This is a genomic window from Telmatospirillum sp. J64-1 (assembly GCF_006980715.1).
In the GTDB taxonomy this organism is placed as follows: Bacteria; Pseudomonadota; Alphaproteobacteria; order Rhodospirillales; family Magnetospirillaceae; genus Oleiliquidispirillum; species Oleiliquidispirillum nitrogeniifigens.
Map to the genome: position 1 here is coordinate 94,366 of NZ_SBHN01000016.1, position 14,885 is coordinate 109,250.

General features: G+C 65.3%; 14 protein-coding genes. 6 read left to right on the forward strand and 8 right to left on the reverse strand.

Going from position 1 to position 14,885, the window contains the following annotated elements:
* Positions 1 to 60 precede the first annotated feature (60 nt).
* The gene (locus EPD66_RS15615; protein ID WP_142849453.1) at positions 61 to 3,180 is read left to right on the forward strand and encodes a PAS domain-containing protein; all 3,120 of its coding nucleotides are present in this window, start codon (positions 61 to 63) and stop codon (positions 3,178 to 3,180) included.
* Positions 3,181 to 3,276: 96 nt separating this feature from the next.
* A complete protein-coding gene (gene queG / locus EPD66_RS15620) occupies positions 3,277 to 4,401 on the forward strand; it encodes a tRNA epoxyqueuosine(34) reductase QueG (RefSeq protein WP_142849454.1) in 1,125 nt (374 codons plus the stop codon).
* Here queG and EPD66_RS15625 read toward each other — a convergent pair.
* The 3 genes from EPD66_RS15625 to phaR form a co-directional block, all read right to left on the reverse strand.
* Positions 4,398 to 4,799 carry a helix-turn-helix domain-containing protein gene (locus tag EPD66_RS15625; RefSeq protein ID WP_142849481.1) on the reverse strand — a complete coding sequence of 134 codons (402 nt, stop codon included), beginning with the start codon at positions 4,797 to 4,799 and terminating at the stop codon, positions 4,398 to 4,400. The two genes, queG and EPD66_RS15625, sit on opposite strands and share 4 nt — an antisense overlap.
* A gap of 477 nt (positions 4,800 to 5,276) precedes the next feature.
* Positions 5,277 to 5,726: a hypothetical protein gene (locus EPD66_RS15630; protein ID WP_142849455.1), complete on the reverse strand. Its 450-nt coding sequence runs from the start codon at positions 5,724 to 5,726 to the stop codon at positions 5,277 to 5,279.
* 167 nt (positions 5,727 to 5,893) lie between these two features.
* Positions 5,894 to 6,475, reverse strand: a complete 582-nt coding sequence (gene phaR, locus EPD66_RS15635) for a polyhydroxyalkanoate synthesis repressor PhaR (RefSeq protein ID WP_142849456.1) — start codon at positions 6,473 to 6,475, stop codon at positions 5,894 to 5,896.
* A gap of 187 nt (positions 6,476 to 6,662) precedes the next feature.
* Here phaR and EPD66_RS24100 point away from each other — a divergent pair, with 187 nt between their 5' ends.
* The 4 genes from EPD66_RS24100 (at position 6,663) to phbB (ending at position 10,313) form a co-directional block, all read left to right on the forward strand.
* Positions 6,663 to 7,073, forward strand: coding sequence for a hypothetical protein (locus EPD66_RS24100; RefSeq protein WP_185961452.1), 411 nt, complete (start codon positions 6,663 to 6,665; stop codon positions 7,071 to 7,073).
* On the forward strand, positions 7,021 to 8,127 hold the full coding sequence (locus EPD66_RS15640; protein WP_255448527.1) for an alpha/beta fold hydrolase: 1,107 nt from the start codon (positions 7,021 to 7,023) through the stop codon (positions 8,125 to 8,127). The genes EPD66_RS24100 and EPD66_RS15640 overlap by 53 nt, the downstream gene beginning before the upstream one ends.
* Before the next feature lie 106 nt (positions 8,128 to 8,233).
* On the forward strand, positions 8,234 to 9,409 hold the full coding sequence (locus tag EPD66_RS15645) for an acetyl-CoA C-acetyltransferase (protein ID WP_142849458.1): 1,176 nt from the start codon (positions 8,234 to 8,236) through the stop codon (positions 9,407 to 9,409).
* A gap of 181 nt (positions 9,410 to 9,590) precedes the next feature.
* Entirely contained in the window at positions 9,591 to 10,313 is a 723-nt protein-coding gene (gene phbB, locus EPD66_RS15650; protein WP_142849459.1) for an acetoacetyl-CoA reductase, read from the forward strand.
* Between the two features lie 239 nt (positions 10,314 to 10,552).
* On the opposite strand, the gene EPD66_RS15655 is transcribed toward phbB, so the two are convergent.
* The 5 genes from EPD66_RS15655 to gloB form a co-directional block, all read right to left on the reverse strand.
* The gene (locus tag EPD66_RS15655) at positions 10,553 to 11,005 is read right to left on the reverse strand and encodes a cupredoxin domain-containing protein (RefSeq protein WP_185961444.1); all 453 of its coding nucleotides are present in this window, start codon (positions 11,003 to 11,005) and stop codon (positions 10,553 to 10,555) included.
* Between the two features lie 38 nt (positions 11,006 to 11,043).
* Positions 11,044 to 11,727 carry a response regulator gene (locus tag EPD66_RS15660; RefSeq protein ID WP_185961445.1) on the reverse strand — a complete coding sequence of 228 codons (684 nt, stop codon included), beginning with the start codon at positions 11,725 to 11,727 and terminating at the stop codon, positions 11,044 to 11,046.
* The gene (locus EPD66_RS15665; RefSeq protein WP_185961446.1) at positions 11,672 to 13,171 is read right to left on the reverse strand and encodes a histidine kinase dimerization/phospho-acceptor domain-containing protein; all 1,500 of its coding nucleotides are present in this window, start codon (positions 13,169 to 13,171) and stop codon (positions 11,672 to 11,674) included. Before EPD66_RS15665 ends, EPD66_RS15660 begins: the two co-directional genes overlap by 56 nt.
* Positions 13,172 to 13,369: 198 nt before the next feature.
* Positions 13,370 to 13,981: a glutathione S-transferase N-terminal domain-containing protein gene (locus EPD66_RS15670; protein ID WP_370511889.1), complete on the reverse strand. Its 612-nt coding sequence runs from the start codon at positions 13,979 to 13,981 to the stop codon at positions 13,370 to 13,372.
* Positions 13,982 to 14,013: 32 nt separating this feature from the next.
* Positions 14,014 to 14,787, reverse strand: coding sequence for a hydroxyacylglutathione hydrolase (gene gloB / locus EPD66_RS15675; protein ID WP_142849463.1), 774 nt, complete (start codon positions 14,785 to 14,787; stop codon positions 14,014 to 14,016).
* Positions 14,788 to 14,885 lie beyond the last annotated feature (98 nt).

Here is a 14,885-nt window from a genome sequence, read left to right on the forward strand (position 1 = left end):
TCTCGGCAAGCGGCACAGGGCTATGATCGCGCTTGTCCTGCCAAAATAATCTGTCATCAGATGGCCTGCCGAGAGGTGGTCGAGGAGCTTCGTGTGTTAGAGACGCCATCGCAGCTTGAATCCATAAATTTCAAAGCCTTGTTCGATGCGGCTCCAAGCCCGCATATGCTTCTGGACCGGGAATTGCGCTTCGTCTGGGCCAACGAAGCCTATCTGAAGGCCACGTCCCGCAAGCTTTCCGAATTGCTGGGCAAGAACATCTTCGAGGTTTTCCCTTCCGGCCCGGACGATCCGGGCGGGGAAAGCCGGAGGCAGCTCGCCGAGTCCTTCGAGCGGGTCTTGCGGCAAGGCAAGGCCGATATCCTGGCCCTGATCCGCTATGCCATCCCCAGCGCCGACGGCACGTCCTTCGAGATCAGGTATTGGAGCGCCACTCATACGCCGATTCCCGACGAGCAGGGCCGGGTCCGCTTCATCCTCCAGCAGACGAACGACGTCACCGACATCCAGAACCTGAAGATGGCCGCGGGGACGGAAAAGGAAACCCTGTTCCAGACCCATATGGCCCGCCTCCAGGCCGGATTGTCCCAGCAGGCCCAGGTGCTGCAGGAAGAGAAGCAGAGCCTGGAAACGGAACGTTCCTATCTGCGCGAGCTGTTCCGCCAGGCGCCGGGCTTCGTTGCCGTGCTGCGCGGCAGCGAGCATATCTTCGAGCTGGCCAACGATGCCTATCTCCGCCATGTCGGCCACCGGGACCTGATCGGCAAGCCGATCCGGACCGTCCTGCCGGAACTCGTGGGGCAGGGCTATGTCGAGATCCTGGACGGGGTGCTGGAAAGCGGGCGGCCCTTCGTCGGCCGGGACATGCGCGTCCTGCTGCGCGAAGCCCCGGATGCGCCTCTGAAGGAAACCTATGCCGATTTCGTCTATCAGCCGATCGTCGGCGAAGGGGGCATCGTCTCGGGGATCTTCGTCCAGGGCCAGGACGTGACGGAGCGACGGCAGTCGTTCGAGGCCTTGCGGCAGGGCCGCAGGCAGTTGCGGGAAAGCGCGCGGCAGCTGGAACTCCTGAACCAGGTCGGCAATGTGATCACCGCCGAGCTGGATATCGGAAAGCTGCTGCAGCTCGTCACCGATGCGGCCACCGAGCTGACCGGGGCGCAATACGGGGCATTCTTTTACGACCGCCCCAATGAAGAGGGAAAGCGAGACAGGGTTTTCTACCTGTCCGGTGCTTCGGCCGAGGATTTTTCCGCTTTCCCGATGCCGCGCAATACGCATCTGGCGGGGCTCACCTTCCTGGGCGAAGGCATCGTCCGTTCGGACGACATTCTTCAGGACCCGCGTTACGGCAGGAATGCGCCTTTTGCGGGGATGCCTCCGGGGCACCTGCAGGTGCGCAGCTATCTTGCCATTCCGGTCATCTCGCGCAGCGGCCAGGTCCTGGGCGGCCTGTTCTTCGGCCATGGGGAATGCGGCGTCTTCGACGACAGGGCCGAGAGGCTGGGGATGGGCATCGCGGCGCAGGCCGCCATCGCGCTCGACAATGCCCGTCTTTATGAAAGTGCCCAGGCCGAGCTGGAAGAGCGGCGGCAGGTCCAGGAAGCCTTGCGGGCCAGCGAGGACCGCTTCCGGACCCTCGCCAATCTGGTTCCGGCCTTCGTCTGGTTCAGCCGCCCGGACGGGCGTCTCGATTACCTGAACGACCGCTGGTACGGCTATACCGGCCAGACTCCTGAACAGGCGCTGCCGGACGGATGGATCGAGGTGCTTCATCCCGACGACCGGGCCCGGGTCCGGGCTACCTGGCGGGAGGCCTGCGAGAAGGGGACGCCGTTCGAGGCCGAGGCGCGCCACCGCCGTCATGACGGGGAATATCGCTGGTACATCATGCGGGCGGAACCGCTGCACGACGAGCGGGGCGTGGTGACGGCCTGGTTCGGCACCCATGCCGATATCCATGACCGCATCATGGCGGAAACGGCGCTCCGCGATCTGAACGCTTCGCTGGAATTGCGCGTCTCCGAGGAAATCGCCGAGCGGGAAAAGGCCCAGGCCGCGTTGTTGCAGGCCCAGAAGATGGAAGCCATCGGGCAATTGACCGGCGGCATCGCCCATGACTTCAACAATCTGCTCCAGGCGCTTTCGGGCTGCCTGAACCTGGTGGGACGGCGGGTCAAGGATCCCGCCATCGAGCCCTTGCTGGAAACCGGGCGTCAGGCGGTGGACCGGGGCGGCAAGCTGACGAAGCAATTGATGGCCTTCGCCCGCCGTCAGGCCCTGCGTCCGGAAGCGGTGGATGTGCAGGATGCCATGCTGGGCATGGCGGATTTGCTGGGGCGGGCCTTGCGCGCCGACATCTCCTGCACCATCGATCTGGAAACCGAATTGTGGCCGGTCGAGGTTGATCCGACGCAGTTCGAGATGGCGATCCTCAATCTGGTGGTGAATGCCCGCGATGCCATGCCGGACGGCGGGTCCCTGCGGATTCATGGATGCAACCGCCAGCTTGCCGCGGGCGACGTGCCGGAGGGGCTGGAGGGAGCCTTCGTCGAGATCACGGTGGCCGATAGCGGCTCGGGCATGACGCCGGAAGTCCTGGAACGTGCGTTCGAACCCTTTTTCACGACCAAGGGGGTCGGCAAGGGATCGGGCCTCGGCCTGGCCCAGATCTACGGCTTCGCCCGGCAATCGGGCGGCGTGGTTCATATCGACAGCATTCCGGGCAAGGGCACCAAGGTCAGGCTGCTGCTGCCGCGCTCCCTGCACATTCCCGTCTCGCGTCCGGTTGAGAAGGTCGCGGTCGAGGCCGGCGGGGGCCGCATCCTGATGGTCGAGGACGATCCCATCGTCGGCAGCATCATGAGCGCCGCCCTGGAAGGCCTGGGCTATGATGTGCTGCGGGCGACCACGGCCGACGAGGCCGTGGAGATGCTGGCGGCGGGTGCCGAGATGGACCTGCTGTTCACCGATGTGGTGATGCCCGGCGAACGCAGCGGCCTGGACCTCGCCCGCGAGCTTCGCAACGCCCAGCCGGACCTGCCCGTAGTCCTGGCGACGGGCTATAGCGAGGAGATCGGCGCCAGCGAGGGCTTCCGCGTGCTGGCCAAGCCTTACCGGACCAAGGATCTGGTCGAGGCCCTGGAGACGGAGCTGGCCCGGGCGGACAGGGGCCGCTGAGGGAAATTCGCGGGTCTATTCTTTTTCCCGATGGCGTGCAGGGGGCCGGATGGCCTATGCACAGCCTTTTCGACCATTGCAGAGGAAAGAAGCGGGATGTCCGCCGATCCGGCCGTTCTCAAGCAGCAGATCGCGGAGCAGGCGCGCGCGCTGGGCTTCGACGCCGTCGGCTTCGCCTCGCCCGAGGCGGACAATGTCGCGGCGGAGAATCTGGCGGCCTATGTGGCCGAGGGCCGGCATGGCGAGATGGCCTGGATGGAAGAGACGCTGGAACGCCGGGCGACGCCGCAGGGCCTGTGGCCCGAGGTGCGCAGCGTCATCGTGCTGGGGGTCAATTACGGCCCCGCCCAGGACCCGCTGGCGCTGCTGGGCCGGACGGCGCATGGCGGGATCAGCGTCTATGCCCGCAACCGCGACTATCACGACACCATCAAGAAGCGGCTGAAGCAATTGGGCCGCTGGATGGCCGAAAGCTTCGGCTGCCAGCTGAAGGTCTTCGTCGATACCGCGCCGGTGATGGAAAAGCCGCTGGCGGGCAAGGCCGGGCTGGGCTGGCAGGGACGCCATACCAATCTGGTGTCGCGCGAGTTCGGATCGTGGCTGTTCCTGTCGGAAATCTACACCACGCTGGACCTGCCGCCGGACACGCCGGGGCAGGACCGCTGCGGTTCCTGTTCCGCCTGCATGACGGCCTGCCCCACCGGCGCCATCACCGGGCCCTACCGCATCGAGCCGCGCCGCTGCATCTCCTACCTGACCATCGAGCATAAGGGGCCGATCCCGAAGGAATTGCGGCCGATGATGGGCAACCGCATCTATGGCTGCGACGATTGCCTGGCCGTCTGTCCCTGGAACAAGTTCGCCACGCCGACGCGCGAGGCGGATTTCATGCCGCGCGTCGAACTGACGGCGCCGCGCCTGGCCGATCTGGCGCAGCTGGACGATGCCGCCTTCCGCGAGGTCTTCACCGCCTCGCCGGTCAAGCGGATCGGGCGGGACCGCTTCCTGCGCAATGTCCTGATCGCCATCGGCAATAGCGGTGTGCCCGAGCTGGCCGCAGCGGCCGAGCCACTCCTGTCCGACGAGTCCGCGCTGGTGCGCGGCGCGGCGGTCTGGGCCATGGCCCGGCTGCTGGAAGAAAAGGATTTCGCGGCGCTGCGCGACCGGCATCTCCCCGGCGAAGAGGATGCCGAAGTGCGCCGCGAATGGAGGAGGGACTAGGCCGCACCCCGTTCGGCCGAGGCCAGAGCGCGCGCCATCTGGCTGAGGGCTTCCTGGTGGCGCTCGTTCTCGATCTGCGAGAAGTTGCGGGCCAGTTCCAGGCACATGCGCTGGCGGGCCGTCAGGTCGGGGCTGCGCTGGCCTTCAAGGCCTTCGAAGAAATAGCTGACGGGCACGCCCAGGACCTGGGAAATCTCGTAAAGGCGACCGGCCGAGATGCGGTTGATGCCGCGCTCGTATTTATGCGCCTGCTGATAGGTCACGCCGATCAGGTCCGCCATCTGCTGCTGGCTGAGGCCCAGCATGATGCGGCGCTCCCTGATCCTGGCGCCGACGTGACGATCGGTGTCGGTTGCCCGGTTCAACGGTTTCGCCTTGGCTTCCTGCTTGCTGCTCATGATCCTCGACTGGTCTTCGGTATGGGTTTCGAACTGGGTGTCTTCGGACGCTGCCATGGCTAACCCTTCCTTGTCTGAATGCGGATCGTCCAGGCTTCGCAACCCTTGGCGCATGTCGGCCAAGACACCGCCGCCCGGCCCTTGCTCTCTGTCTGGAATAAGGAAAGTTCAGACACGTCTCCTCCGTGACAGCACATGGACCGGCAGCGCATGGACCAGAACGCCCTTTGCGGTCATGCGGACCGCATGTCGGGCACAGCAGGAAGCAACCTCATTCCTTGGGCTGCGACCGGGGATCGTCGTGCCAGGAAATCCTCCTGCATGACTTCTGGTAGTTGCTTGGTTGAAGCCGTCTTCCCGTTAGTGCGTATATGGGCGCGTCGAAGCGGCTATGCAAAGGACGACTGTTCGACCAGGGCGCGCAAATCGGAGGTAGAGCGAATGGGACGGCCCTGTCCGATAGGGCGGAGCAGCGGGTCAGACGCTGAGGTCGAAATGGTGGCCCGAGGCCAGGAGGGGCAGGGGAGGAAGCAGGGAATCGTCGGCGGCGCGCGCCGCCTGGCGCGGCATGCCATAGGCGCGCAAGGCGGCATGATGCGCGGGAGAGGGCGTGGCGGACAGGAACATGATGTCGTCCATGTCCATGTCCGGGCTGTCCGACTGGGCCAGGGATTGGGCCAGGAACAGGGTGGTTCCGCCCTGGGCGGCGAAGCCGAGCCAGGAGAAGAAGGGAAGGGGCTGGCCGGGCGTCTCTTCCCGGTCCGGGCGGCCTTGCTGCTGATCGGGCCTGACGGGCGCGTCGGCCTTGGGGACGAAGCCCTCGCTCTCCTGCAAAGCATGGCGCGAGCGGGGGATGCCGTCTTGCTGCTGGTTCAGGGCTTCGGCGAAGCCGGGCTGCGGGAAAGGCCGGCCGGGGGCCGGCAGCATCAGGGACTCGCGGGCATGAAGCCGGCGAGGGTCTTCAAGGGGCAGGGCCGGGGTTACGGGGAAGACGGCCAAGATCCAGGTCCCTTTGTTGCAGCACTAGGGGGAGTCTAGACACCAATGCGGCACTGCCGCAAGAACCGCGAAGGGCTTACCAAAGCAGTCTAGGGTCAGCCATCCCCTTGGTTCGGTTCGCGTTCCGTTCGAGTCAGCTCGTCCAGCTTCTTTTGCAGCGCATCGAGCTGGCTGCGCAATTCGTTGAGGCTGGCCTGGCTTTCCCCGGCCTGGGCAGCGCCGAAGGGCGTGAACATCTTCATCGCGCTTTCCAGGAAGGCCATGTTCTGCTTGCTCATCTCCTCGAAGGGATTGAAGGGGAACATGCCTTCCAGGGCGTTGTGCATGTACTGGCGCATCTGTTCTTCGTTCCGGGCGAAGGACTGCATGCTGTAATCCAGGTAGCGCGGCACCAGCCCGCCCAGGGAATCGCCGTAGAAGCTGATCAGCTGGCGCAGGAAGCTGATGGGAAGGAGGTTCTGGCCCTTGGATTCCTCTTCGACGATGATCTGGGTCAGCACGGCACGCGTGATGTCTTCGCCGCTCTTGGCGTCGTAGACCACGAAATCCGTGTTGTCCTTGACCATCTGGCAGAGATGCTCCAGCGTGACATAGCTGCTGGTCGCCGTGTTGTAGAGGCGGCGATTCGCGTATTTCTTGATGGTGATCGGGGCACTGGGCTTTGTGGCTTCGGACATGGTGGGATTCGCTTCCATCAACGTTTCCAGGGCCTTTGTAATCATATTGCGATTTTCACTCAGATAATGCGCGGCAACAACCGTTTTTAGCGAGTGCGAAACAGGAGATGTCGTATCTCGCCTGGGAGAGCGGAGGGGGCGTGCTTCATCTGGTCAAGCGAATCAGCCTCGGATATGATCGGCCATCATGACCGACGCCCCGGATATCCGTGCACTGGCGCAACGTTATCTCGACCTGTGGCAGGATCAGATGACGGCCCTGGCTGCCGACCCGGCCTTGGCCGACGCCATGGCGAAGACCCTTGGACTGATGGGGCAGAGCGCTGCCCTGGCCGCTGCCAGGGGGGCCGGAATGGGAGTGCCGCGTGCGGCAAAAACGCCAGAGGACAAAGAGCGTTCCACCGCGGCCGGAACAGGCGGCGCCAAGCCTGAGGCAGGGGCCCCGCCCGCTGCCGCTGCATCTGCTGGTCCAGACCGCGATCCTGATGAGCTCGCGCGCCGGGTTGCCGAGCTTGAGCAACGGGTCGCGCGCCTGGAAGCCGCACTTGGCCGCCGAGGCCGCAGCCCTGGGCGCAAGCCTGCAGGGGATCGAGCCTGATCTCTTCGCGCGGGCGGTGGACGAGGAATCGCGCCGCCGCCTGGACGAGTTCCTGCGCGGCCTGCAAGCCTATCGCGCCCATCCCTATCGCCGTAACCTGCCCGAGACGCCGGTGCCGTGGTCGGAGGGGTCGACCCGTCTGATCGATTACGGCACCGAGATCCAGAAAAACGGCGGTGGCGGACGCCCCGTGCTGGTGGTGCCGTCGCTGATCAACCGCGCCCATATCCTCGACCTCATGCCCCGGCGCAGCCTGATGCGCTATCTGGCGGACAGGGGGCTGCGCCCCTTCCTGGTGGATTGGGGCGAGCCGGGGGAGGCGGAGGCCGCCTTCACCTTGAGCGATTATGTCGCCGGGCGGCTGGAGCGGGCGCTGGACGTGGTGCTGGAACTCTGCGGACGGCCGCCCGCCGTGATCGGCTATTGCATGGGCGGGATGTTGGCCCTCGCCTTGGCCCAGCGCCGCCGCGGCGACCTCTGTGCCCTGGGCCTGCTGGCCACGCCCTGGGATTTCCGCGCCGGACAGCCCGGCACGGCGGAGCTGATTCAGGCGATGGAGCCGATGCTGACCCAGATGATCGAAGCGAACGGGCAGATGCCGGTGGACATGCTGCAGATGCTGTTCGCCAGCATCGACCCGGCCATGGCGGGGCGCAAGTTCCGCAATTTCGCCCGGCTGCGCCGGACCACCCAGCGCGCTGAGATCTTCGTGGCGGTCGAGGACTGGCTGAATGACGGCGTGCCTCTGGCGGCCGAGGTGGCGAAGGAATGCCTGTTCGGCTGGTATGGGCGCAACGAGCCGGCCCGGGGCGAATGGCGGATCGGCGGCATGGTGGTCGAACCAGAGGCGCTGGACCTGCCGACCCTGGTCATGGTGCCCCGGCGCGACCGCATCGTTCCCCCCGCCTCGGCGCTGCCGCTGGCGAGGAAAATTTCGCGCATCCGTTGTCGAACCCTGGCGACAGGGCATATCGGGATGATCGCGGGCGCGCGTGCGAAGACGGATGTCTATGGGCCTCTATCTCTTTGGTTAAAGGAACGTGTAGGTCCTTAGAGGTCTTGCCTCGAACGCCGAAACTCAGATAAGACGAAAGGACGGCTTGTTCCTGGGGAATGTAACCCGGAAGTTGAGCCAATCTAGCGAGGGAGCGAGGAAGTTCATGACCGACATCGTCATTGCCGCAGCCACACGTACACCTATCGGTTCATTCAGCGGCAGCCTGAGCGGCTTTACCGGGGCCCAGTTGGGCGAGATCGTTATCCGCGAATTGCTGCGCCGGGGCGATGTCGAAGCCAAGGACGTCTCCGACGTCGTGATGGGCCAGGTGCTGACCGCCGGTCAGGGACAGAACACCGCCCGCCAGGCCGCGATCAACGCAGGGTTGCCGATCGAGACTCCCGCCATCACCATCAACCAGGTCTGCGGTTCGGGCCTGCGCGCCGTGGCGATGGGCTTCCAGGCGATCCAGACTGGCGACGCTTCGATCGTCATTGCCGGCGGCCAGGAAAGCATGACCAACTCGTCCCATGTCACCTATCTCCGCTCGGGCGTGAAGATGGGCGACACGCAACTGGTCGATACCATGATCAAGGACGGCCTGTGGGATGCCTTCCACGGCTATCACATGGGCACCACCGCCGAGAACGTGGCCCAGAAGTGGCAGTTGACCCGCGAGATGCAGGATGAATTCGCCGCCGCCTCGCAGCAGAAGGCCGAGGCTGCCCAGAAGGCCGGCAAGTTCAAGGACGAGATCGTTCCCGTCACCATCAAGGTGAAGAAGGAAGAAAAGATCTTCGACACCGACGAATACATCCGCAGCGGCACCACCGTGGAAGCCCTGGCCAAGCTGCGTCCCGCCTTCTCGAAGGACGGCACCGTGACCGCCGGCAATGCCTCGGGCATCAATGACGGTGCCGCCGCCGTGCTGCTGATGACCGCCGATGAAGCCAAGCGCCGCGGCCTGAAGCCGCTGGCCCGTATCGCCTCCTGGGCGACGGTCGGCGTCGACCCGACCATCATGGGCTGCGGCCCCATCCCGGCCAGCCAAGCGGCGCTGAAGAAGGCCGGCTGGACCCCCGACCAGCTGGACCTGATCGAAGCCAACGAAGCCTTCGCCGCCCAGGCCCTGGCCGTCAACAAGGACATGGGCTGGGACGTCAAGAAGGTGAACGTCAATGGCGGGGCCATCGCCCTCGGCCATCCCATCGGCGCCTCGGGCTGCCGCGTTCTGGTCACGCTGCTGCATGAAATGCAGAAGACCGGCGCCAAGAAGGGCCTGACCACCCTGTGCATCGGCGGCGGCATGGGCATCGCCATGTGCGTCGAAGGGGTCTGAGGCCGCGGGGCTTAAGAAAATCGAAGGGGATCCTCGCAGAGAGCGATCCCCTTTTTTTACCCGGAGCCGGGTAAAAGGGTTGTCGCAGTGGTTGAAAATTTCGTACGATCCGCTGCGTTAGAAATTTAATTTCCCGGTTCGGTCTATCAGGGGCAATAAATCTTAAGAAGAGGAGTCTCCCATGGGGCGAGTTGCAATAGTCACCGGCGGCACCCGCGGCATCGGCCGTGCCATTTCCGTTGCGCTGAAGGAAAAGGGATACACCGTCGCGGCCAACTATTTCGGCAATGTCGAAGCGGCCAAGAAGTTCGAGGAAGAAACCGGCATCCGCGCTTTCCGCTGGGACGTCTCGAAATTCGACGAATGCGGGACGGCGATCAAGCAGATCACCGAGGAACTGGGCCCGGTCGATATCGTCATCAACAACGCCGGGATCACCCGTGACGGCACCCTGCATCGCATGACCTACGAACAGTGGGAAGATGTGATTCAGACCAACCTGACCTCCTGCTTCAACATGTGCCGCCATGTCATCGAGTCGATGCGCGACCGCAGCTTCGGCCGCATCGTCAATATCGGTTCGATCAACGGCCAGGCCGGTCAGTACGGCCAGGTGAACTATGCCGCCGCCAAGTCGGGCATTCACGGCTTCACCAAGGCCCTGGCCCAGGAAGGCGCCGCCAAGGGCATCACCGTGAACGCCATCGCGCCCGGCTATGTGGATACCGAGATGGTCCGCGCCGTGCCGCCGGCCGTGCTGGAAAAGATCATCGCCAAGATTCCCGCCGGTCGCCTGGGCCGCGCCGAGGACATCGCGCGCGGCGTGCTGTTCCTGGTGGCCGACGACGCCGATTTCATCACCGGCGCCACGCTGTCGATCAATGGCGGCCAGCATATGTATTAACAGGCTGGGGCAAGCTCCTGTTTTCCTCGTCATTCCCGCGAAAGCGGGAATCCATGCTGCCGCAACATCAGCATTGAGCGGTTTGCATCTCCGCAAGCCCTCACATGGACCCCCGCTTTCGCGGGGGTGACGCGTGCGGTGCAGACAGAGCCTACCTTTTACGCATCCTGTTAAGCCGTCCTAGGACGGCTTCCGGAAGGCCCGCCGGGGAAACCCGGCGGGCCTTTTTCTTGCGCCGCCTATTGCACGGTGATGAGCCCGGTCATGCCCATGCCCTCATGAACGGTGCAGATCAGGGGAAAGCTGCCGGGCTGGCCGGTGACGAAATCGAAGACGCGGGTCTGGCCGGGGGCGACGGCGATGCGTTCGACGCTGGAGACGGGGCGGCCGTCGATGGCATGCGGGGTAATGGCCCGGAAGAATTCCAGCGAGACGAAGGTATGGGGGCTGTTCGAGGGATTGCTCAGGAACAGCCGGTAGGGCTGTCCGGCATTGAGCAGCAATTCCCCGGGCTGGAATTCGTAATTCTCCAGATTCACCTGCCGCTGTTCGGCATTTGAGAAATCCATGGCCGGCGCGGCGGGGGCGCGGCTGGGCTCAACCGGGGTGAACTGATCGGTGGCGGGCGTGCAGGCGGCCAGAAGCAGGGCGGCCGCAAGAAAGGGGTGTCGAGGAAGTCGGATTGCCGGCATGGGGGACCTCCGTCGCTGACTGTCCCCCATGTCGGCAGTCAGAGGTCCTGGGGCAAGACCACTTTCGTCAGAGGCACGATTCCCAGGGCGCGGCGCAGGGTCTCGGGGCGGCAGGGTTTGTGGATCAGGGGCAGTCCGTGGTTGAGGACCCGGCGCAGCCGTTTCGGCTCGGTATCGCCGCTGACGATCACCGCCGGCAGGTTGGCCCCGAAGCGGCGGCGCATCTCCGCCACCACGTCGACGCCATCCAGGCCGCCGGGCAGGCGCAGGTCGGTGACCAGCGCCACGGGCGGCCTGGGCATGCGCGTCACCCGCGCCAATGCCTGGGGACCGTCGGGCGCCACCTCGACCGTCCGGCCCCATTGTTCGAGCAGCAGCGCCAGGGCGGTGGCCTGATCGGGATGATCCTCGACCACCAGGATGGGGCCGGGGGGCAAGGTCTGGGGGGCGACGGCCGGAGGATGACAAGCCACGGGACGCGGGGCGGGAGGCTGGACATGCGTTTCGGCCAGCGGCACCAGGACCGAGAAGCGCGATCCCCGGCCATGGACCGAATCCAGTTCGATGGGCAGGCCCAGCAAGGCGGCGGTGCGGGCGACGATGGCTAGGCCCAGTCCCAACCCCATGCGGCGGTCGCGCTGCGAGTTGCCGCTTTGATAGAATTCCTCAAAGATGCGCCGCCGTTCGTCCGGCGGGATGCCCGGGCCGGGTGTCGCAGACATCGATGCGCAGATGCGTTCCCCGGCGGCGGCAGCCCAGAAGGATCTGGCCCTGCTGGGTATAGCGCACGGCATTGGCCAGGAAATTCCGCACGATCCTTTGCAGCAGCACGGGATCGCTTTGGACGTGCAGGCGGCAGGGCACGACCTGCAGGCGCAGCCCCTTCTCCGCCGCTTGGGGTTCCCATTCCGAACACAGATGCTCAAGCATCTCGGCCACCGAGACGGTGCCGATCTTGGGGGTCACCACGCCCGCTTCCAGGGCCGAGATGTCGAGCAGGGCGTTCAGCAGGCTCTGGCTGCCTTGCAATGCCTCGGAGGCCTTGTTGGCGATGGCCTGATCGGCGGGCCGGTCCTTCAGGCGTTCCCCCAGGACCGCCAGGAACAGCCGCGCTCCTTGCAGGGGCTGGCGCAGATCGTGGCTGGCGGCGGCGAGGAAGCGGCTCTTGCCTTCATTGGCGCGTTCGGCCTCCTGACGCGCGGTCAGCAGGGCGGCGGTACGTTCGACCACCCGCCGTTCCAGCGTCGCGTTGACGATGGCGAGGTCGCGGCGGGCCTGTTCCTCGGCGCGGATGCGCTGGAGAGCCAGGGCCGCGATGGCGGCAAGGGCCAGGACGACGAGCAGGCCCAGCACGGCATTGCGCCGCAGGCGCCAGTAGAACGGGGCCAGGGCGTCCTTGGTACTGACCGCGGCGGTCACGATCAGGGGCAGCCCCTCGATGCTGCGATAGGACAGAATGCTGTCGGAATCCTTGTCCCGGCGCTCGCGGATCAGGCCGTCGGGCCGGTCGCGGTGGGCTTTCAGGATCTGCCTGATCTGTTCATCCGAGAGCGCTTTTTCCGGGTAACCCGCCATCTGGCGGCCATCGACACGGAGGAGATTGATGCGGCTGCCGGGAAGGGTGCGGGCCTTTTCGTAGAAGGCTTCGAGCATCGCAACGGGAAACACGACGACGGCGATCCCGGCCATGCTGCCGTCCGGGGCGTTGAGGCGGCGGCTGATGGTGAAGATGGGGTTGCCGGTGCCGCGTCCCAGGATGCCTTCCCCCACCACCAGCCCGCTGCCCGCCAGATGCTCGCGGAAATAGGGGCGGTCGCCGATATTGAAAGGCTTGACCCACTGCACCCCGCCGGTGACGTGGAGAACGTTGCCCTCGGCATCGGTGACGCGCAGGGCGGCGGTGGCGGGAAGATAACTTTGGATCTCGGCGAGGTCGGACCGGGCCTGGGGAGAGGTGGTGATCGCCGCGGGTCCGCCATGGACGGCTAGGGCGCCCTCGGTCAGTTGCAGGGAAAGGTCGGCCACCTGGACCGTCCGCTGGACATGCTCTTCCAGCAGATCGGCCAGGGCACCGGTTTCGGCCTGAGCCTGTTCCAGAGAACCGGCATAATCCATCCAGGTTCCGAGAAGGCCGAGAATCAGGAAGCAGCTCAGGAAGAGCGCCATGGTCGCCAACAGAAGGCCACGAGGCGATATCCGGCTGAGGATTGCCCTCCTGTTTCCCTCCATGGAACCTCCCACGCATTTGCGCCCGGGTAAGTTTCCGGTCAGAGAGGAGGGCTGTAAAGGGAAAGTCTCCCTATCGGGCCTCCGACAGAAGGCCTATATCCTGCTCTGCGGAAAGGCCTGAAAACGGGGAAATTCCTATTCTTTGGGACGGCTGGCCTGGGCCGAGGGGCGCTGGGAAATGCGCTCGAACCATGCGGCCAGGGCCGGGCGTCCGTCGCGCCAGCGATCCTCGGAAAAGCGCAGGTCGAGATAGTCCAGCGCGCAGAGGATGGTGACCTCGCCGATGGTGAATTGCCCGTCCAGTTCCCCCGCTTCCTGTTCCAGCGCGTCCAGGGCGCGGCGGATGGCGGCCTCTTGCCGTGCCAGCCAGGCGGGCGAGCGTTGCTCGGGCGTGCGCATCGTCGCCTCCACCCGGCGCAGGATGGCGGCATCCATGATGCCGTCGCCCAGGGCCTGGCGGCGCAGGGCGATCCAGCGGGCCGGGCCGGGGGCGGGGAAGAAGGACGGATTGCCGTCCTGGGCATCGAGATATTCGCAGATGACCGGGCTGTCGAAGAGCGTTTGACCGTCGGCCAGGACCAGGGCCGGCACCTTGCCAAGGGGGTTGTCCTTATGGACGTCGCTGTCGGCGGCGAAGGGCGCGCTCGGCACCACTTCGATGGCGGCGTCCAGGCCCTTCTCGATGGCAACGATCTGCACCTTCCGGGCATAGGGCGAGGTGGTGGAAAAACGCAGCTTCATCTTCATGATGGGAAAATTCCTTGTGGAGAAGGGGGAGGCTAGAAAACGTCCTTGCGGCGGCGCAGTTCGGTGAAGACGGCCAGCGGGTCGGCACCGGCGGGCAGGCCCACGCCTCGCGCCACGCCGTCCTGGTCGGCGCGCAGGAAGGGATTGGTCTCGATCTCTTCGCCCAGCAGCGCGGGGATGGTCGGTTCGCCCCGGTCCCGCATTACGTCGATGCGGGCGATGCGTTCCCGCAGGCGGGGGTTGCCGCTATCGACGGTGGCGGCGAAGCGGGCATTGGATTGGGTATATTCATGGGCGCAATAGACCCGCGTTTCGGGCGGCAGTTCGCGGAAGCGCCGGAGAGCCCGCCACATCTGCGCGGGCGTGCCCTCGAACAGGCGGCCGCAGCCCAGGGCGAACAAGGTGTCGCCGCAGAACAGGGCCTGGCTGGAGGCGAACCAATAGGCGATATGGCCGCTGGTATGGCCCGGTACTTCCATCACCTGGGCGGTTTCCGAGCCCAGGGCGAATTCGTCGCCTTCGCTCAGCTGGACCTGGATGCCGGGGATGCGGGCGGCATCGCAGCTGGCGCCGACGATGGTGCAGCCGGTGGCCTTCTGGATGGCGAGATTGCCCCCGGTATGATCGTTGTGATGATGGGTGCTGAGGATATGGGTGATGGTCCAGCCACGCGAGTCCGCCGCCGCCAGCACCGGCTCCGCCACAGCCGGATCGACCGCCGCCGTGGCGCCGCTTTCGGGCTCGTGCAGCAACCAGACGTAATTATCCGACAGCACGGGCACGCAAAGGATTTCCAGCTTGGCCATTTCCTACTCCTCTCCTCTGAATCGGGGCCGAGCATAGCATATAAGCCCTTGTTAAGCCTTCCGATCATCCCCATTGATCCGATTTAATAAGACCATGA